Source organism: Pelomicrobium sp. G1 (genome assembly GCF_051905455.1).
Classification (GTDB): Bacteria; Pseudomonadota; Gammaproteobacteria; order Burkholderiales; family UBA6910; genus Pelomicrobium.
Map to the genome: position 1 here is coordinate 69,483 of NZ_JBQACR010000003.1, position 18,361 is coordinate 87,843.

Annotated in this window: 15 protein-coding genes and 3 pseudogenes; 3 read left to right on the forward strand and 15 right to left on the reverse strand. The window is 65.4% G+C overall.

Annotated elements, in window-relative coordinates; genetic code table 11:
• Position 1 precedes the first annotated feature (1 nt).
• Positions 2–520, reverse strand: a complete 519-nt coding sequence (locus ACTFO6_RS04020) for a TRAP transporter small permease subunit (protein WP_439933164.1) — start codon at positions 518–520, stop codon at positions 2–4.
• Between the two features lie 88 nt (positions 521–608).
• Entirely contained in the window at positions 609–1,706 is a 1,098-nt protein-coding gene (locus ACTFO6_RS04025; protein ID WP_439933165.1) for a TRAP transporter substrate-binding protein, read from the reverse strand.
• Positions 1,707–1,994: 288 nt separating this feature from the next.
• Here ACTFO6_RS04025 and ACTFO6_RS04030 point away from each other — a divergent pair, with 288 nt between their 5' ends.
• From ACTFO6_RS04030 to ACTFO6_RS04040, 3 genes are all read left to right on the forward strand, one after another.
• Entirely contained in the window at positions 1,995–2,567 is a 573-nt protein-coding gene (locus ACTFO6_RS04030) for a YqiA/YcfP family alpha/beta fold hydrolase (protein ID WP_439933166.1), read from the forward strand.
• 256 nt (positions 2,568–2,823) lie between these two features.
• A complete protein-coding gene (locus tag ACTFO6_RS04035; RefSeq protein ID WP_147798984.1) occupies positions 2,824–3,048 on the forward strand; it encodes an AbrB/MazE/SpoVT family DNA-binding domain-containing protein in 225 nt (74 codons plus the stop codon).
• Between the two features lie 2 nt (positions 3,049–3,050).
• Positions 3,051–3,527 (forward strand): type II toxin-antitoxin system death-on-curing family toxin, encoded by a 477-nt coding sequence (locus tag ACTFO6_RS04040; protein ID WP_439933167.1) that lies wholly within the window; start codon positions 3,051–3,053, stop codon positions 3,525–3,527.
• 56 nt (positions 3,528–3,583) lie between these two features.
• Here the strand turns inward: ACTFO6_RS04040 and ACTFO6_RS04045 are convergent, their stop codons facing one another.
• The 13 genes and pseudogenes from ACTFO6_RS04045 to ACTFO6_RS04105 form a co-directional block, all read right to left on the reverse strand.
• Positions 3,584–4,051, reverse strand: a complete 468-nt coding sequence (locus ACTFO6_RS04045; protein ID WP_147798982.1) for a PIN domain-containing protein — start codon at positions 4,049–4,051, stop codon at positions 3,584–3,586.
• A complete protein-coding gene (locus tag ACTFO6_RS04050) occupies positions 4,041–4,262 on the reverse strand; it encodes a hypothetical protein (protein WP_147798981.1) in 222 nt (73 codons plus the stop codon). The genes ACTFO6_RS04045 and ACTFO6_RS04050 overlap by 11 nt, the downstream gene beginning before the upstream one ends.
• 437 nt (positions 4,263–4,699) lie before the next feature.
• Positions 4,700–6,046 carry an ATP-binding protein gene (locus ACTFO6_RS04055; protein ID WP_439933168.1) on the reverse strand — a complete coding sequence of 449 codons (1,347 nt, stop codon included), beginning with the start codon at positions 6,044–6,046 and terminating at the stop codon, positions 4,700–4,702.
• 198 nt (positions 6,047–6,244) lie between these two features.
• Positions 6,245–7,156 (reverse strand): annotated as a pseudogene (locus tag ACTFO6_RS04060) (DUF3387 domain-containing protein); the annotation flags it as partial.
• Positions 7,157–7,216: 60 nt separating this feature from the next.
• Positions 7,217–7,447, reverse strand: a pseudogene (locus tag ACTFO6_RS04065) (GIY-YIG nuclease family protein); the annotation flags it as partial.
• Positions 7,439–8,311, reverse strand: a pseudogene (locus ACTFO6_RS04070) (type I restriction enzyme subunit R domain-containing protein); the annotation flags it as partial. The pseudogenes ACTFO6_RS04070 and ACTFO6_RS04065, both read right to left, overlap by 9 nt.
• Before the next feature lie 19 nt (positions 8,312–8,330).
• On the reverse strand, positions 8,331–11,882 hold the full coding sequence (locus tag ACTFO6_RS04075) for an RNA-binding domain-containing protein (RefSeq protein WP_439933169.1): 3,552 nt from the start codon (positions 11,880–11,882) through the stop codon (positions 8,331–8,333).
• Positions 11,879–12,379, reverse strand: a complete 501-nt coding sequence (locus ACTFO6_RS04080) for a DUF4411 family protein (protein ID WP_439933170.1) — start codon at positions 12,377–12,379, stop codon at positions 11,879–11,881. The genes ACTFO6_RS04075 and ACTFO6_RS04080 overlap by 4 nt, the downstream gene beginning before the upstream one ends.
• Complete coding sequence (locus tag ACTFO6_RS04085; RefSeq protein WP_439933171.1) at positions 12,379–13,530, reverse strand: ImmA/IrrE family metallo-endopeptidase; 1,152 nt, start codon at positions 13,528–13,530, stop codon at positions 12,379–12,381. Before ACTFO6_RS04085 ends, ACTFO6_RS04080 begins: the two co-directional genes overlap by 1 nt.
• Positions 13,527–14,894, reverse strand: a complete 1,368-nt coding sequence (locus tag ACTFO6_RS04090) for a restriction endonuclease subunit S (RefSeq protein ID WP_439933172.1) — start codon at positions 14,892–14,894, stop codon at positions 13,527–13,529. The genes ACTFO6_RS04085 and ACTFO6_RS04090 overlap by 4 nt, the downstream gene beginning before the upstream one ends.
• A complete protein-coding gene (locus ACTFO6_RS04095; protein WP_439933173.1) occupies positions 14,891–16,744 on the reverse strand; it encodes a DUF262 domain-containing protein in 1,854 nt (617 codons plus the stop codon). Before ACTFO6_RS04095 ends, ACTFO6_RS04090 begins: the two co-directional genes overlap by 4 nt.
• Complete coding sequence (locus ACTFO6_RS04100; RefSeq protein WP_439933174.1) at positions 16,741–17,679, reverse strand: nucleotidyl transferase AbiEii/AbiGii toxin family protein; 939 nt, start codon at positions 17,677–17,679, stop codon at positions 16,741–16,743. The genes ACTFO6_RS04095 and ACTFO6_RS04100 overlap by 4 nt, the downstream gene beginning before the upstream one ends.
• The gene (locus ACTFO6_RS04105) at positions 17,676–18,284 is read right to left on the reverse strand and encodes a type IV toxin-antitoxin system AbiEi family antitoxin domain-containing protein (protein ID WP_439933175.1); all 609 of its coding nucleotides are present in this window, start codon (positions 18,282–18,284) and stop codon (positions 17,676–17,678) included. Before ACTFO6_RS04105 ends, ACTFO6_RS04100 begins: the two co-directional genes overlap by 4 nt.
• Between the last annotated feature and the right edge of the window lie 77 nt (positions 18,285–18,361).

Genomic DNA, 18,361 nt, shown 5'->3' on the forward strand with positions numbered 1-18,361 from the left:
GTCAGCCCTTTCGACGATCGCGCCACAGGATCGCCGCCTGCTTGAGGGCGATCGCCAGGCTCTGCAGCCCGAGCAGCAAAAAGCCGGACGTGACGAAGGACTTGAGAATCCAGCGGTGGGTGAGCCCGCCCGGGTCCGGCGAGATCTCGCCGATGGCGTAGGACTGCTGCACGAAGGGGATCGACAGGTAGGCCACGTAGAAGGAGATCGGCGTCATGATGAAGAGGGCGCTCAGGAATTCGATCCAGTCCCGGGTGCGCTGGCTGTAGCCGTGATAGAGGATGTCCACCCGCACGTGGGCGTCCTCCTTCTGGGTGTAGGCGATGCCCCACAGGGCGATCACGGCGAGAATGTGCCACTCCAGCTCCTGGGCCCACACCGCCCCCAAACTGAAGGCATAGCGCAGCAGCACTTCGGTGGCGATGAGGAGCACCAGGATCAGGGTGAGCCAGGACGTCGCGCGGCCCACCCAGTCGATGAAGGCGTCGATGCCGTTGCCAAGCCGCTCCAGCGCGTTCACGGCGCCATCCCTCCTTTCTTCGGACGGATCGTTCGGGACCTGGAAAACGCGCCGGGCCCTGGACGGGCCCGGCGCAGCGGGCGCTTCTCTAGATATCGCGCACCTGGGTGGCGAAGTGGGTCTCGCTCACCTTGGCCCAGAAGTCGTGCTTCTTCTTGAAGGCGAAGTAGTGGTCGTGGACCTTCTTCACCAGAGGGTCCTTGGCGGCGGCGCTGGAGAGGGTGTCCGCGGTCGCCTCTTTCAGTTTCTTGACCACGTCGGGCGGCAGGGTGGAGACCTTTACGCCGTGCTTCTGCACCAGCTCGTCCAGCGCCTCGGCGTTCTTGGTCTCGAGCCACAGCAGCCCCTCCAGGTCCATCGCCTTGGCGGCGTAGACCACGATCTCCTTGAGGTCGGCCGGGAGCGAGTCCCAGGCCTTCTTGTTGATAACGATCTCGGTGGTGGTGGAGGGCTCGTGCCAGCCCGTGGTGTAGTAGTACTTGGCCGCGTTCTGCAGTCCCAGCTTCATGTCCAGGAACGGCCCCACCCACTCGGCGGCGTCGATCACGCCCCGCTCGAGGGCCGGGAAGATCTCGCCGCCCGGCAGCAGCTTCACGTCCACGCCCAGCGCCGCGTAAACCTTGCCGGCGAGCCCCGGGATGCGCATCTTCAAGCCCTTGAAGTCGGCGACCGAGTTGACCGGCTTCTTGAACCAGCCGGTCATCTGCACGCCGGTGCAGCCCGCCGGCAGCGGCACCAGCCCGAAGGGCTTGTAGACTTCTTCCCAGAGCTGATTGCCGCCGCCCTCCCACAGCCAGGCGTGCTGGCCCAGGTAGCTCATGCCGAAGGGCACGGTGCCGAAGTACTGGGAAGCGAAGGTCTTCCCGGCCCAGTAGTAGGCGACGCCGTGGTTCATCTCCACCGTGCCGGCGGCGCAGGCGTCGAAGCCTTCGAACGCGGGGAGCAACTCCCCGGCGGCGAACACCTTGATCTTCAGCCGCCCGTTGGACATGGCCTCCACTTTCTTGGCGAAGGCCTCGGCGCTGCCCGGGCCGGACTGGTAGAAGGGCGAGCCCGCCGGCCAGGTGGTGGTCATCTTCCAGTTGAAGGTCTTGGCGGCCTGGGCTTTTGCGATCATGGGAAAGCCCAGGGTGCCCGCGGCGGCACTGGCGACGGCCGTCTTCTTGAGAAATCCGCGTCGATTCATGATGCGTTATCCTCCGTGGTCAGATGCCCGGAACGGGCAGGGTGGTGGAAGAAGCGGACCGTGGAACACCCGATCCCGGGGGTAAGGTTCGCAGGTTTCGTGCCACGGGATCGGCAAACGAAAATCCAGGCGGTCGCTCGAGGTATTATTCGTGCAGCGCAGAGGGATAACGCGCCGACGCCGCTGGGTTGCCCGGCGTGCCATCGCACCGCGCTGCACCATTTTTGACCGCTCGCACCGGATGAGTGCAAGCGGTTGCTTAGTTTATAACACGAAAACGGATCCCGAATGCCGGCAATCTGCTATATCCACGGCTTCAACAGCTCCCCGGCCTCGTCCAAGGCGCGGCTGCTCCGGGAGCGGCTAGCCCAGTTGGGAAAGGAGGCAAGCTTTCGCGCTCCCGCGCTACCCCACCGGCCCGCGGCGGCGATCCAGGTGCTGGAGCGGGAGATCGGGGAGCTGGATGCTCCGGTCACCCTAGTGGGCAGCTCCCTCGGGGGTTACTACGCCACCTGGCTCGCCGAGCGCCACGGGCTCAAGGCGGTGTTGGTGAACCCGGCGGTGGACGCGCCCCGGGACCTGGCCCAGTGTCTGGGGACGCAGCAGAACTTCCACACCGGGGAGCGCTACGAGTTCACCCGCGCCCATCTCGAGGAACTCTCCGCCCTGGACGTGCTGGCCATCACCCGCCCCGAGCGCTATCTGCTCCTTGTCGCCACCGGCGATGAAGTGCTCGACTACCGCCGGGCGATGGAAAAGTACGCTCGCGCCCGTCAGATCGTGGTGGAGGGGAGCGACCACGGCTTTTCCGACTTCGCCGATTACCTGGACGAGGTGCTCGCCTTCGCTGAGCTGCTCTGAAAGCCCTCGGGGTTCGGTGCGAGTCTCTCTCTGGTGCACCGTTTCGAGCCTCTTTCAGCGGCCGTGAGGCTGCCCTCTCGGCCTTCCTGTGGGACGCCTCTCGAAGCATGGCGCGCGTTGCTGCGCGCTACGCACCCGACTGGGTTGTGAGACAAGTTATGAGCGCAAAGGAACCCGGCGCTTCAACCCTGCGGCGCGCTTGACGCGGCCAGCTCTTCTGTATAACGTATGTTATAATTCCGTCAGGGGACCCGTCATGAAACTCAAGATCACCACCGTCGGCAATTCCGCCGGCGTGATCCTCCCCAAGGAGCTCCTTGCCCGGCTGCGCCTGGAGAAGGGCGACGCGCTCTACGCCATCGAGCTGCCGGACGGCATCAAGCTCACCCCCTTCGACCCCAAGCTCGCCGAGCAGATGGAGGTGGCCGAGCGGATCATGCGCAAGCGCCGCGCCCTGCTGAAAAAGCTGGCGGAGAGCTGAGCGTGATCGTGTGGCTCGAAAAAGCGCTGGTGCTTGCCATCCACGACCGTCAGCTCGCCGAGCACGGGGGCAGCGGCGGCGTGCGGGACGAGACGCTTCTGGAGTCCGCCCTCGCCCGGCCCCGGCAGCTCTACGCCTACGGCAACCCGGCCCCCGATCTGGCGGACCTCGCCGCGAGCCTCGCCTATGGACTTGCGCGCAACCATCCCTTCGTGGACGGCAACAAGCGCACGGCTGCTGTCGCTTGCGAAACCTTCCTGGAGCTCAATGGCGCCACGCTCGAAGCCGACGACCTGGAGCTCTTCCCCGTTTACCTCGCCTTGGCCGATGGCAGGCTCAGCGAAAAGGACTTCGCCGCGTGGCTGCGCGCCCATCTGCGCTTGACCCCGCGCGGGGAAGTGCACGAGCCGCGAGCGAGACACAAATCAAGGACACCGGCCGCCCGCCCCCAGCGAAAGCCCGTCCGCGTGGCGCGCTGAGGCAGCGCTGAACCGGGACCGCAATGGAGACAGGTCTGGAATGATCGCTACAGCGATCAGGGCTTCCTGCGGGATTTGGCCTCCCGCAATCCGGGTGATCGCCTTGCAAAAGGGTTGACGATGGTCAGCCCGTCGATGTTCTGGCCGTCCTGCAAATCCTCGCTGTAAAGCCGCTTGCAGCCAGCCTCCAAAGCGGCGGCAACGATGAGGCTATCGTAAAAACCGAAGCGGTAGCGTGCATGAAGGTCGAGCGCGGCGTGATAGAGCCTGAGGCTCGGCTGCACCTGGTACAAGGGTGCCAGCACTGCCTGTAGGTAGCGGCGCGCGTCGTCGGGAGCCAGCTTCACCCTCGCTTTGCGCAGGACGATGTTGAGCAATTCCTGGACGACTTGATAGCTGATGCACGCCGAACCCTGCGCGATGCCCTCGGCAATCAGCCGCTCGGCGATGTCAGCCTTGCGGGCATCCGAGCGCTCGAGTTGATACACGAACACATTCGTGTCGAGAAACGACTCAACGCTCATTCATTTCATCCCGGCTGAGTTTGCGTCCCACGCGCAGCTTGCCGGAAAGCTCGCGCATCACGGCCAGCGCCTCGGCCGCCTGCTGCTCGCGGCGCACGTAGTCCTCGAGCCAGCGGCGGAACTTTTCGTTCAGGGTCGTATTCTCGGCCTGCGCCCGTGCTCGGGCGGCTTCGATAAGCTTTTCATCAGCACTCAGGGTGATGTTCTTCATGGCGATTCTATGTATATAAGTGTGCACGATAATAGTGTACACGAATAAATGAAAAATGAGCGCTCCAATGGGTTCTCCGTGGGCTTGAGGACCAGGGGACTCAAAAGTGGCTCTATACAGGCCACTGAAAATGCGAGGGTTAGTAACTCAGGAATGATGAGTTGCCGCACGCACAACGATGTGTCCGCTTGCTGCACCCCGCTCACCCAGGGGCGCGGGAGAAGGACCTGCGGCTCGCTCAGAGGGTGAGTCGATTGACTCAACGAACTGAGTCAAATGGGGCGGCGAAGGCGTTGTGAACCCAAAGCCCGGCGAAGTGGCGATCCGTGGTCACCGTGCCGGCTGATTGCGGGGCCTCGGGGCGGCAAACTCGCCAGCGCTTTGCTTGATCCGTTCCCGATGGGTCATGGGCATCATTGATTCACTTGCAGCGTCTTTCATACCGCAGCCGCTTCCCCGGCGAGCATCCACTGATAGGCCGTCTGGCAAGCGATATCCGGCGGTGGCGCTGGTGGCAGGCGGTCTCGCGTGGGCGTGAGTAGCCATCGCCGCGCTTTTCTTCGCCGCCGTCCCGCTTCCCGAAGGGCACGGATTTCCCGCTCCGCCGTCTCAGGGTCGCTCTCGTCCGCGCACACCTGGATCAAGTGCTCGATGCCATCGGGTGCGCGGGCTAGGAAATCCACCTCATACCCTTCTGGCGTGCGCACGTATGTGACTTCGCACCGGCGCCGCTCCAGTTCAATGAGCACCGCTGTCTCCAGTGCGTGACCCAGATTGGCTCGCCCGCTGCGATCGAACAGGGGGATGAGCCCAGCGTCTACCGGATAGATCTTGCGCAGGTTGACCATGCGCTGGCGCTCCGAGTCCGCTTCCATCCACACCGTGCGCACCAGAAAGCAGTCCTCCAGATAAGCGAGCAAGTGGTGGAGGGTGTCGCGCGAAACGGCGATTCCTTGGCTCTTGAGGGTACGGTGGAATTTCTCAACGCTGAAAGCGCCTGCGGCATTGGCCAGCAGATGCCGTACGAGCCAGCGAAGCCCCGCGATGTTGGTGACACCGTGACGCTCGACCACATCGCGCAGAATGGCCACGTCCACGTAATCGCGTAGGAGTTGCCGGCGCGTGACGGCATCGAGCCCTTGCGCCTCCGGAAAACCGCCGGTCTCGAGCCATTGCAGAAAGGCGTGCTCCAGGCGATTGCGTTCTGCGCTGGTGACGAGCGCGGGGTCGGCAGGAACTGGCTCTCCCTGGTGCGCGAGCGCCTCGGGAAAGCTGAATGGAAAAAGGATCACCGACCAGGCGCGGCCCCGGAGCGCCGTCCCGATCTCCCGCGAGAGGAGCGTGGCCGAGGAGCCGGCCACGATCGCCTCGGCGCTCTTGCTATCCAATAGCCGCCTCACGAAGCGCTCCCAGCCAGGGACGACCTGGATCTCGTCGAAGCACCAGAGCACCGTGCGGAGCCGGGCAGTGTCGGGCACGCGGCGCCCGTACTCCTCCAAGAGCAAGCCGAGTTGGTTCCCTTCGAGGCCCGCCAGCCGTTCATCCTCGAAGTTCACGTAGGGCAGCAGTGCGCGCGCGGTGCCCGCCGCCAGTCGCTCGCGCCGGAGCTGATGCACAAAGGTCGTCTTACCCGCCCGCCGCACCCCTAGGACGGCGGTCACCTTTTCAGGCATGCGCACCGCGCCGTGAACGCGGCGCGGAGTACTTTCGGGCAGCGGACCCTCTATGGAGGCTGCCAACGCGTCGGCCAGTGCAGCCCGGGCGATTCCGAGGGACAAGCTCACGATATATTCTCCTTATAGGAAGGAGAAATTAGCATTTTTTATCCTTTTGGAAGGAGAATTCAGACCGAGCGGGGCACGCGGGGAAAGAAAGTCGGTTTAGCGCGGACCCATGGCCGGCCTCATGGACGAAAGGTTGATATCCAACAGGCGTCGGGGTTGACCTCCCTTCGGGCAAATGCGCCTGCGCCACGCGCTCCTTCAGGCCGCCTCGAGCCAAAGCGCCGAGAACGCCTCGGCCTGCTCGAGCACCGTCTGCGTGGCCTTCTCCTGCTTGTCCGGCGGGTAGCCGTGCTTGCGCAGGATGCGTTTGACCAGCACGCGCAGCTGTGCGCGGACATTCTCGCGCAGCGTCCAATCAATCGTCACGTTCTGTCGCACCGTCTCGACCAACTCGCGCGCGATGGTACGGAGCGTCTCGTCGCCCAGGACTTTGACCGCGCTGTCGTTGGTCTCCAGCGCGTCGTAGAAGGCCAGTTCGTCCTCGGTCAGGCCGAGCTTCTCGCCGCGCGCGTTCGCTTCGCGCATCTCCTTTGCGAGGCCGATCAGCTCCTCGATCACCTGCGCCGCCTCGATGGCGCGGTTCTGGTACTTGCGGATCGTCTGCTCCAGCATCTCGGCGAAGGAACGGGCCTGCACGACGTTCTTGCGCCGGCGGGTCGCGAGCTCGCCCCTGAGCAGCTTCTGCAGCAACTCGACTGCGAGGTTTCGCTGCGGCATACCGCGCACCTCGGCCAGGAACTCGTCCGACAGGATGGAGATGTCGGGCTTCTTGAGCCCGGCCGCCGCGAAGATGTCCACGACGCCTTCGGGGGCCACCGCGCGGGAGATGATCTGGCGCACGGCATGATCGAGCTCCTCCTCGGGCCGCGCATCGCCGGGTGCGCGCTTGGCCAACACGGCCTGCACGGCCTGGAAGAACGCCACGTCGTCCCGGATGCGCAGGGCTTCCTCGTGCGGCACCGCCAAGGCAAAGGCTTTAGAAAGGTCGCGCACCGCCTGAAGAAATCGCTCCTTGCCGTTCTCCTGCGCGAGGATGTGCTCCTGGGCAGCCGGAAGCAGCGATAGCCGCGTCGCTGGCGTGCCGGCTTTCCACGGCGCCCAGTCGAAGCCGCCTGCCTGCCGCGCCCCGCCCGAGCGAATTAGTCGTTTGATGCGTTTTCGGCCGAACCCGGTTTTCCACTCGGCTTCCATGCGCACGGCCTCATCTCGCGAGGATGCCAACTCGTAATGCGCGATTCTCAGAGGCCGATGTCGTTTGGTCCATCCTGAGGCCGTTCCGACCTGATGCTCTCGCCAACGACGGAGTAGGTCATCGGTTTGACCGATGTAAAGACTGCCGCCTTCGCACTCTATAGCGTAAACGTAGAATGGGCTGGGCGGCGGCGCAGGCAGGTGGAACAGCCCGCAGCAGACCTCGTACTTCTCCAGCATCAGGGCCACGGCCTCGTCCTGGTCGAGTGCCGTGCGCCCCGTGCCGCCGCTCTCGGTGTAGGTGGCGAGCGCCGCCTTGAGTTCGTGTGTCAGGCCCAGGTAGTCCACCACGTGCCCACCGGGTTTGTCGCGGAACACGCGGTTGACGCGCGCAATCGCCTGCATCAGGCCGTGGCCGCGCATGGGCTTGTCGAGGTACATGGTGTGGAGAGAGGGCGCGTCGAAGCCGGTGAGCCACATGTCGCGGACGATGGCGAGCTTGAAGGGGTCGTTCGGGTCACGGAACCGGTTGGCCAGCGCCTCGCGCCGGGGCTTGTTGCGGATGTGGCCCTGCCAGTCGGGAGGATCGGAGGCGGAGCCGGTCATCACCACCTTGATCGCGCCGCGGGCGTCGTCCTCGTCGTGCCACGCGGGCCGGAGTTTCACCAGCTCCCGGTAGAGCCCCACGCAGATGCGGCGGCTCATGCAGACGATCATCGCCTTGCCGTCCATCGCCTCCAGCCGCTTCTCGAAGTGCTCGACGATGTCGCGCGCCACCAGTTCGAGCCGCTTCTCGGCGCCGACCACCGCCTCGAGCTGCGCCCACTTGGTCTTGAGCTTCTCCTTGCGCTCGACCTCCTCGCCCTCGGTCGCCTCTTCGAAGTCCGGGTCGATCTTCGGCCGCTCGGCTTCGTCGAGCGCGAGCTTCGCGAGTCGGCTTTCGTAGTAGATCGGCACCGTCGCGCCGTCCCGCACCGCGCGCTGGATGTCGTAGACGCTGATGTAGTCGCCGAACACGGCGTGCGAGTTGGCGTCCTGCAGTTCGATCGGCGTGCCGGTGAAGCCGATGAACGCCAGCATCCGGATGTGGTTGTCAGACAGCCCCTCCCGAATCGGTCCCACTCTCCGCCGCTCTCGTGGCGAAGCGCGTGCGAATGTACTCCCGAGCGCTGTCGGGAGGGAGCTTTACGGTCCCCGGGCCGCTGCGCACGAAGAAGTCGCCCTCGCTCGCTGCCTCGAGTCCCTTCCACTTGAGAAACACCGGCTCTGGGCTGCGCTGGCAGGTCACGACGCAAACTGTTTTGCCCTGCACGACCTGGCACTTCGGATCGATGCAGGTGCCCGCCCGATCGCCCAGCCCGTTGCGAACCACTTGCGCGAGGTGGAGCATGAACTTGTCGTCGGACTCCAGACGGTCGGCCTCGATACCGACAATGCTGCCGTCGTCGGCCACGCCGATCAGCAGATCGCCGCCATCGGTGTTCAGGAACGCGGCGATCGTCTTGAGCACGGCGTGCGTCACGCCCTTGTCGTCCTGTCGGTCTTCCTTGAGGCTCCAGCGCAGCGTGGACTTGAACTCCAGTGTCTTGGACTCGCCGCGCTTGATCAGCTCCTCGGCGTTGCGGTGGGCGCGCAAGTACTGGTCGAAGAGGAAGTTCTTGACCGCCTCGCCGAAGGCGCGGTCGTCGGTGATGCGCTTGTAGAGTTCGAAGTTCGAGTCGACGATCTCCTGGATTACCTGCTCAACCTTCTGGTCAAAGGTGAGCCGCACGTTCTCGCGCGTGTTGACGCGCGCGGCGGCATCCAGCGCGGCGTCCTCGTCCAGCTTTTCCATCATCTGGCCGAGCGTCACGCGGTGCTCGGGGCCGAGGTTGAGACCGAAGCGCTCGTTCAGCTCGGCGATGATGCGCGAGAGCGCTTCAAGCTCTTCCGGGGACGCGCCGTGCGCGCTCTTCGTGATCACCGGGTCCAGCACGCCGGGCTTGCGATCGAGCGCGATCCTGCCGCTGCCCGTCTGCTGGATCCGGTACGACTCCATGTCGATGTTCTGCTGCACCTCGCGCGGGAGCGCCTCCCGGTCCGCGGGCAGGAGCCGCCGCAGGTGGCGCGCGAAGACGTAGAGCTTCTCTAGGCTCGCGTCGGCGAAGGGCATCACCTGGGCGAGGAATGCGTAGAGCCGCACATAGTCGGTGAGCTGGCCGCGGAAGTCCGTCTGCTCCTCCTTCGAGAGCGCCTGGAAGCGATCGACCAGCGGGTTCAGCACGGCGTAGAGCCGGTCCTGCGTCGCCTTGGGATCGAAGTAGACCTTCGCGAACGCCTCGATGTCCGCGCCGGTGTACACGGGGAACGCGGCGAGCCGGTGCTCCATCTCGTAGAGGAGGTTCGGGTCGGTCGCCTCCGAGAGCAGCGTCGTCTCGTAGTAGGGCTCGAACGCCGCCTGGATCTCGTGCGCTTCGTTGGCGAAGTCGAGCACCATCGTGCTTTTCTTCTCGGGGTGCGTGCGGTTGAGCCGCGAGAGCGTCTGCACGGCGTTCACGCCGCCCAGCTTCTTGTCCACGTACATCGTGTGCAGCAGCGGCTGGTCGAAGCCGGTCTGGAACTTGTTGGCGACGATCAGGAACCGGTACTCCGGGCGCTCGAACGTCTTCGCGGTCTGCGCTTCGGGGAAGCCGTTCATGTTGGCCTCGGTGTAGTCCTTCCCGCCGTCCTTGACCGTTCCCGAGAAGGCCACCAGTGCCTTGAACGGATAGCCACGCTCGGCGAGGTACTTGTCCACCGCGAGCTTGTAGCGCACCGCGTGCAGGCGCGAACGGGTGACGATCATCGCCTTCGCCTTGCCGCCGATCTCGCCCTGCACCTGCGACGCGAAGTGCTCGACCATGATCTTCACCTTCTCGCCGATCGCGTGCGGGTGCAGCTCGACGAACGACTTGAGCAGGTACTCCGCCTTCCGCTTGTCGTAGCGCGGGTCGTCCTCGATCTTCTTGAGCAGCCGCCAGTAGGCCGAGTAGGTCGTGTAGTTCTGCAGCACGTCGAGGATGAAGCCCTCCTCGATGGCCTGGCGCATGCTGTAGAGGTGGAAGGGCGCAAACTTCCCGTCCGCGCGCTTCGTGCCGAACAGCTCGAGCGTCTTGGGTTTCGGCGTCGCCGTGAAGGCGAAGAGCGAGAGGTTCGGAACGTGACCGCGCTTCACCGCCTCGGCGAGCGCGAGGTTGTCCACCTCGTCCCCGCCTTCTTCACCTTCCGCATCCTCCCGCTCGGCGTCCTCCAGGCTCTTCGCCGCCAAAGACGCTTTGAGCGACTTCGAGATCTCGCCGGACTGCGACGAGTGCGCCTCGTCCACGATTACGGCGAAGCGTCGGCCGGGCAGCTCGCCGATCTGGTCGGCGATGACGGGGAACTTCTGCAGCGTCGTGACGATGATGGTCTTGCCCGACTCGAGCGCCTCCTTGAGCTGGCGCGAGGTGGTGTCGATGTTCTCGACCACGCCGAGCGTCTGCTCGAACTGGCGCATCGTGGTCTGGAGCTGGCGGTCGAGCACGCGCCGGTCCGTGACGACGATGATCGAGTCGAAGACGCGCCGGTCGCTCGCGTCGTGCAGCGTGGAAAGCTGGTGCGCGAGCCAGGCGATGGTGAAGCTCTTGCCGCTGCCGGCCGAGTGCTGGATGAGATACCGCTGGCCCGGGCCGCGTGCGCGCGCGTCGGCGATGAGCCGGCGCACGCAGTCGAGCTGCTGGTAGCGCGGGAAGATGAGGAAGCGCTTGCCGGTCTTCTTCCCCTTCTCGTCCTCCTCTTCGACCTCGTGGATGAACTGGCGCACGAGGTCGAGCACGCTGTCGCGCGCCCAGGCCTCTTCCCAGAGGTAGGCGGTGGCGTAGCCCTTCTGCGTCGGCGGCACGGGCGGATTGCCGGCGCCGCCGAACTTGCCCTTGTTGAACGGCAGGAAGCGCGTCCGCTCGCCCGCGAGGTGCGTCGTCACGTAGACGAGGTCCGGGTCCACCGCGAAGTGCGCGAGGCAGCGGCCGTACTTGAGGAGGGGCTCGCGCGGGTCGCGATCGGTCTTGTACTGCCGGATCGCGTCCTCGACGTCCTGCCCGCTGAGCGGGTTCTTGAGCTCTGCGGTGAAGATCGGGATGCCGTTCAGGAACAGCACCAGGTCGAGGCTGTTCTCGTTCTTCGTGCTGTAGCGCACCTGGCGCACAATGGAGAACAGGTTCGCCTGGTACAGCCGCCGCGTCTCCTCGTTGAGTCCGCTCGCCGGGCGGAAGTACGCGAGCTGGAACTTGCAGCCCGAATCCTTGATGCCGTTGCGCAGCACGTCGAGCGCCCCGCGCCGCTCGATCTCGGCGGCGAGGCGCCGGAGGAACTGCTCCCGCACCGCTGATCCGTGGTGCTGCTCGAGCTTCTTCCATTCCTTCGGTTGCGTGGCGAGCACGAAGTCCACGACATCGCGCGGCAGGAGGCAGAGCGCGCGGTCGTAGTCCTCGGGCTTGCGCCTGCGGTAGCCTCCGGGCGGGTTCTCGCCGTACGGCGGCGAGGGCTCGCGGACCGCCGTCGCGTCGCCCGGGCAGGCGTCGGGGCCGTACTGGAGCAGCGCGCACTCGATCGCATCCTCGAAGGCGCGTTCGGAGATCTTCGGGTTCACGCGGCGCCTCCCCTTCCCAGGACGAACCGCGCCCGTTCTACGCGGAGCATTTCGTAGGGCGTCATGCACTTGATGCCCAGCCCGAGGCAAGCATCCGGGATCTTGATCTTGCGGGGCGACGCGGCGGGCACTTCATGCGTCACGACGACGTGCCCGCCAGTATGTGCCTGAGACACGAGGTAGTAATCGGCGACCTGCAAGAAGGTGCTGATTGCCGAGGGCTCGTAGTGTTGCGACGAGGCCCAGGTGCTCACTGTCGCGAGCGAGTTCTGCACGCTGGCATCGGGGCGAAGGAAGAATCCCGGCCCGCGCTCTCGCGCCCAGTCGGACAGCTTGTCTGCCATGGCGAGCAACTCGTGGCCGACCTTCTCGATGCTGAAGACTTTGCCGGTCGCGTTTTGCTCGACGAGCCATTCCCAAAATGCTGGACAGAAATCGAATCCGTAGTGCAGGTTCTTCGCCCGGATGAACACGTCGGCATCGAGGAGGTAGGCCATCAGAACCCGACTCCCAGGCTGTGGCCGAGCTCTCGGAACGTGGACATTTTGCGGAAGCCGAGCAGCCGGAAGGCTTCCGTGAACGAGGAGCGCCCTTCGAGCGTGCTGACGACGAGTGCGCGGGCGAAGCGCTTGCTCGCTCTTGCGCCGAGCGTCAGATAGAAATTGCCGCCGCTACTACCGGGCAGCGCGCGCAGCCGCTCGACCTCGGCCTCGTATGCCTGCCAGTACGCCTCGCCGCGCAACGTGCCGGCGTCGTGCATCCGACGCAGGATGACGAGCGTGCTCACCTTGAACCGCCGCGCGAGGCGATCAAGTTCGGCGCGCAGCTCGGCGCGGCGGTCGTGCGCTTCGCGAAATGCAGCAAGCGGGACGAGTAGCTCCGCAGCCACCTGGTTGCACCAGCGCTCGACTGCCCGAGCCGGTACCTCCGCCGCGCGCGCGTCGGAGAGCGCCGATTGCCCGAGCCAGATATGGGCGAGCTCGTGCGCCAGCGTGAACATCTGGGCGGCCTTGCTGTCCGCGCCGTTCACGAACACGAGCGGCGCAATCGGATCGGCGAGCGCGAAGCCGCGAAACTCGTTCGGGTCGAGCTTGCGGCGGTTGTTGCTGCCGACCACGCCGCACACCATCACCAGCACGCCGAGCGCGTCCGCCTGCTCGATGAAGCGGCGCAGCGCCTCGGTCCAGGTGGGCATCTGTCGACGCGCGTCGAGGTCGAAGCCCAGCGCAGCGCGAATTCTTGCGGCCGCTTGGACCACGTCGTCTTCCAGGCGAAGCGAACCGACGAAAGAAAGCCGCTCTTCGCCCACTTGGCGCGCGAAATCGCGATACCAGTCCTGCCGCTGCTGGCAGAGGTACACGGTGTCGAGCAGATCCGGGCTCGGACGTTGCACCGGACGGTCCGCGCGCGTGCGGAAATCCGGAATTGGCAAGGGCTCGTCGGGCGGCTCGCGCAGGAAGAGGTAGCCGATCGGCACGTGTACGGTCTTCGCGAAGTCTTCAAGCTGCTTCAGCGTCGGCTGCACTTCGCCCGCATCCCATGCCGTCAGACGTGGAAAGCGGCCCGTGAGGTCGTCGAATCCGAGCCGGGCGCGCTCGCACGCCCAGGCGAGCATGCCGGGTGCGACCGCCACACGCGGCGACGTCATGCAACCTCCTCCCGCACGTCGATCTTGCCGGTTACCGCGGCGGAGATGAGCGCGGTGCGGAGTTCCTTGAGGCGGTCGATGGCGTCACGGATTTTGGCGATGAGGGCGTCGATTCGGGCGGTCTCCCGGTCGAGGAACGCGGCGATGGCGCGTTGCTCGGGTTCGGGGGGCACTGCAGCCGGAGTGTCGCGCATCTGGCCCTCGTTGACCGAAGGCACGGCGCCCGGGTTTGCCAGCTCCCCCATGTCCAATCCGCTGAGCCAGTACAGCGCCCAGGTTGGATCGCATTCGTAAGGAATGAAGCCCATCATGTTGTTGTCAATGCACGAGGGGCGCACAAGCAGCCTCCTGCGGTTCAGCAACAGGGCGGCTCCGACCTTCGCGAAGACGATGGTCCGCGGCGGAAACACGAAAGCGCCCAGCCTCCGCGCCGTCGCCCGAGAGACGCTGTGCTGATGCACGAGCATCTCCCGTTCGTTCCCGGGCATGCCCATGTCACCAACCTTGAAGAACGGCACCTCCTCATCGAGTACACCTTGCTCATCATCGGGGAAGCCTGCTCCAGCCTGTAGTTCGCCGATGCGCTTGAGGGCAGTGGCCGTCCAATGCACCGGAATCTCCCCCAGCCACTCGACGCCGGAGTCCTTCATGGGGACGGTCGGGTCGAGGCCCTTGGTGACGGCGCGGGTGATGAGGGCCGTGCGCTTCTCCTGGAGCAGCTCGATCAGCCGCTCCTTCTTCGCCACCAGCGCATCGATCCGCGCCGTCTCCCGGTCGAGGAACGCGGCGATGGCGCGTTGCTCGGACGGAGGCGGCACTAAGGTCGGCGTCTGAGTCACCAGATCGAGCTCTAGACTCTCAACTGTCGCGCCTTCCTTCTTCCATGCAACGAGAAGCTCTCGCTGCATGCCCGAGATGAACTGTGCCAAGTAGTCTGATAGAAGGATCTCTCTGGGTATCAACGCCTTCAGATCTTGATTTAGCGTCAGCTCGCGACCCGCGATCGCAACCGGGATACTGTGCGCAAGGATCCCAGAGCGAACGACGATCAATACTGCTCCTTTGGGCACAAGCTTAGTCGCACTCTCCCGCACAGCTTGCAGCGTGATCTTGTCTTCCGTGTCATCGACAATCCACACCTTCATGTCCTTGGGCGACACCCAAGGGATGTCTCCGCGCCAGTACTCGATACTGTCCTTCGTCGGCGTACCACCTCCGCGAAATTCAACGAGACGCTTCAGCCGCTTCACCTCCCAATGCGCCGGAATCTCCCCCAGCCACTCGACGCCGGAGTCCTTGTACGCCGGGTACGGCTTGAACCGCCGAAGCGGCTCCGCGCGCAGCATGCGCACCGCTTCGCTCACGACGCTGCCTCCTGCGCCAGCCGCTCCGGACTCCAGATCCGCTCCGCGAGCCGCTGGTAGAGCGCCTGCCGCGCGTCGAGGTCGGCCTTCCGGAACTCGGCGTGCGCACGGAACGGCAACCCGCTTTCGGCGATGAACCGCTTGAACCCCGGGTTGTGGTCGTAGGCGCTCTCGTGGAGGCTCCGCGCGAGCAGGTTCTGCCCGGCGTAGTGCTTGCGCTTCTCCGCGTAGGGCAGGTCACCGTAGCTCGCGTTGAAGCTCTTGGGCAGAAGAAGCAGGCCGCCGATGCGGTTGCGGTACTCCTGGAACTCGCTCGGGTGGCCGAACTCGTCCTGGTGCCGCTCCGGGTGGTCGGCCCAGACGTGCTCGATCTCGTAGCCCTTCTTCCCCCGCTGCGCGTACTCGGCATAGCGCGACGCCTGGCCGGAGCGGGTCTCGACGTAGTCGGTCATGCGCGCGAGCAGGCGGTGGATCTGCCGGCCGTTCATCCCGTGCAGGCGGAAGGCGCCGTTCGCGGCGAAGTCGGGCGCGGTCTCGGGGTCGAGCCGGTCCTTGAGCATCGCGGCGAGCTCGGTGGCGGTCCTGCCACGCACGTCGCGCATCACGAGGAACATCGCGTACTGCATCGTCGAGTAGTCGATGGCGCGGAAGTTCCAGATGCGGCGGTGGATCAGGATGTCGAGGTAGGTGGCCACCACCCGCACCTTGCGCAGCGCCGTGGCCTCGTCATCCTCGACGCGCAGCGGCGCGAGCAGCACCGGATACTGGAGCGTGAAGTTGTGCTGTGCGTTGAAGTGCACGCACTCGAGCCCGGGCGTCAGCGTTTCGGCCGCCCGGCGCAGGCGCTCGTACCAGCGGGCATAGAAGGCGAAATCGCGCTCGATGAAGCGCGCGAACTCGGCGCTCGCCGTGAGGCCGAGCCGCTCTTCGTGATCGCGCACCCAGCGGTGGAACTCGGTGCCGATGAGGTCGAAGTCCTGCGGCGCGGCGCCGCGCTTGCGTTCGCGGATGCTCTCGGCGTACTGGCTGCGCAGCCACGACTTGATGCCGTCGGCGTCCTCGTCCTTGCCCAGCTCCGCGAGCGCCTGCACGCGCTCCTTCCAGACCTTGCTCGCCCGCGTGCGCTTCTCCGTGTCGGTGATGTTGGCGAGGAGATAGCCCTTTAGCATGTCCGCGGGCGTGAGCGAGAGCCCGCGGTCGTTCATCGTCTCGAAGATCGTGTAGGCGTCCTCGTCGGAGTAGGCGGTGATCTCGACCAGATGCACGTTCTCGACCAGCCAGTCCACGAAGTACGGCAGCGCCGGACCGGCGAGCTCGTCCGGGAAGAGGTCCTCCAGCTCCGCGTAACGGGCGAGGATGTTGGCGATGGACTCGGGCGGGTCGGGGTCGGTGAACTCCTCGCCCTTGTAGAGCGCCTCCATGCAGGCGGCGCGCTCGGGAATGTCGAGGTTGAAGGAGCGCTTGCCGTACTTCTGCGAGAAGATCAGGTCGGCGATCTGTCCTTTCTGCTCGGCGTCGTCTAGGCGGTGATGCAGGAAGATCAGGAGCAGCGTCAGCGTGGTCAGGCGCTGCTGCCCGTCGATGATGAACTTCTGCCCGTCCTTGTCACTGACGATGATCGAGCCGAGGAAGTAGTGACCGTAGTCGGCGACGGCGCTGCGCTCGTTGCCGTCCTCGTGGCTTTCGAGGAATTTGGCGGCCAGGTCGTCGATCAGCTCGGCGAGCTGCTTGCGCTGCCACTTGTACTCGCGCTGGTAGTAGTCGATCGAGTACTTGCGGCCGGCGAGCAGTTCGCGCACGGTGCGACCCTTGCCGTCGATCTCGCGCGAGGGTCGGGGGGTGGTGGTCATCGTGCCTCCGGTGGTTGTTCTCGCGACCAGGGGCCTCCGGGTGGCCAAACGAGATCAAGGGAGCGGCCGTCACGAGCAGCCCCCATGACAGGCTCGACGAAGGACGCGATTTGGGCTGTCACCTCGCCAAGTTGTGCGGGTACGGACGAGAGTCCGCTTTTGCGCAAGAACGCCTCCCACTGGGCCTGCTTACCCGGGATCGCAGCGAATTGGCGCGTCAACGCCACCGGCAGCGAGGCAGGGACTGGCGTGCGGCGGCGCTCGAACGTCGCGCGCACCGACGCGGCGAGCACGTCGCCGTCGAAGCGATAGTGGCGCGCCAGCGCCAGGATGTCGAAGAAATCGCGCAGGCGGCTATTGACCTCGCCGAGGACGACTATCGCATGGAGCTTTTCGGCGATGGTGGTTTCCGGCCGATAGGCCCGCAGCTTGGGCCGCGGCAGATCGAGCAGGCCGGGATACTCGAGCCACTCGGCCTCCGGATAGACGGCGTCACCGATGCCGACATCCACCTGCACATAGAGCCGGGCGGTGCCTAGCCTGCCTTGAAGCGTGGCGCGCATACCGCCATAGAAGTCGTCCTCCCGGATCGGTGCCACGCGCACCGATGACGGTAGGAATTCCACTCCATCCGGCTCCACGCGGACGCTACACACTTCCGCGAAGATCATGGCCAGCGACTGCTCGGATATGTCGCCGAAGCCGAGCAGGTCGGCATCCCGCGTGGGCCGGATGGTCTCCCCCAGCCACACGAGCATGAGCAGCGCACCCTTGAGCACGAACCGATCGGCATGGGGCGAGCGGGACAGGCGATAGAGGAAACGCTCCAGGCCGTAACGCGTAAGGACCAGGTTGGGATCGAGGCCCGTCGCCCGCGCGTGGCGCACGAGCCGCGCTTGGAGCGACATGGGGAGCCCCTTGGTCTGCGCGGTCATGCCGCGAGCGCCTCCAGATACGGCCGCATCACGCGCTCCACGCGGCAGATACGGGCGTAGCGATGAAGCTCGTCCATGGTGAAGCGCCGCGCTCGCCAACCTTCGCGAAGTGCTTCCAGCGCCACGTCGAGGCCGATCTTGTTGCGGTATTTGAAGAGGTCCGCGATGGTCTTGGCGACGCCGTAGATGCGCACCGTCTGGCCTTCGATGCGGTGGGTCTCCACGCCTTCGCGGAGGGCTTGGCCGCTGAAGCGCACGACGCGCAGTCTCGGATATCGGATCGAAGGGTGGCGCGCGGAGCGGTCGAGCGCGATCCACACCTCGTGGGGGAGCTGCGTCCCGAGCCGATGAAAGTTGAGTGCGGATAGCAGGCACACCACGCCCTCTGGTACCGCAGCGGCCGCTAGGGCCAGTCCATGATGTTCGCTGATCGGCGCGTCGGCTCGCCGGTAGACACCACGCCCGACTCGCTCCAGCACGCCGGATCGGACGAGCCGGCTGAGCGTATGGGTGTGAATGCCCGCTTTGGCGACTTCTGCGCGAGTCAGCACGCCACGGCGGGCCGCGAGCCGCAGAACCCGATCAGCAGCAGCCGATGGTGCCATGTGGCAAAGTGTAGACAATTATACACAAATGTCAACGTTTCGCCACGGTCCTCCTCTCGGCCGCCGCTTCGCGCGAA

Bases quoted from the DNA above. Each gene is read 5' to 3' on its own strand.
- ACTFO6_RS04095 (WP_439933173.1), bottom strand. From the start codon at position 16,744: ATGACCACCACCCCCCGACCCTCGCGCGAGATCGACGGCAAGGGTCGC.
- ACTFO6_RS04030 (WP_439933166.1), top strand. From the start codon at position 1,995: ATGCCGGCAATCTGCTATATCCACGGCTTCAACAGCTCCCCGGCCTCG.
- ACTFO6_RS04085 (WP_439933171.1), bottom strand. From the start codon at position 13,530: ATGACGTCGCCGCGTGTGGCGGTCGCACCCGGCATGCTCGCCTGGGCG.
- ACTFO6_RS04050 (WP_147798981.1), bottom strand. From the start codon at position 4,262: ATGAAGAACATCACCCTGAGTGCTGATGAAAAGCTTATCGAAGCCGCC.
- ACTFO6_RS04105 (WP_439933175.1), bottom strand. From the start codon at position 18,284: ATGGCACCATCGGCTGCTGCTGATCGGGTTCTGCGGCTCGCGGCCCGC.
- ACTFO6_RS04035 (WP_147798984.1), top strand. From the start codon at position 2,824: ATGAAACTCAAGATCACCACCGTCGGCAATTCCGCCGGCGTGATCCTC.
- ACTFO6_RS04080 (WP_439933170.1), bottom strand. From the start codon at position 12,379: ATGGCCTACCTCCTCGATGCCGACGTGTTCATCCGGGCGAAGAACCTG.
- ACTFO6_RS04025 (WP_439933165.1), bottom strand. From the start codon at position 1,706: ATGAATCGACGCGGATTTCTCAAGAAGACGGCCGTCGCCAGTGCCGCC.
- ACTFO6_RS04100 (WP_439933174.1), bottom strand. From the start codon at position 17,679: ATGACCGCGCAGACCAAGGGGCTCCCCATGTCGCTCCAAGCGCGGCTC.
- ACTFO6_RS04045 (WP_147798982.1), bottom strand. From the start codon at position 4,051: ATGAGCGTTGAGTCGTTTCTCGACACGAATGTGTTCGTGTATCAACTC.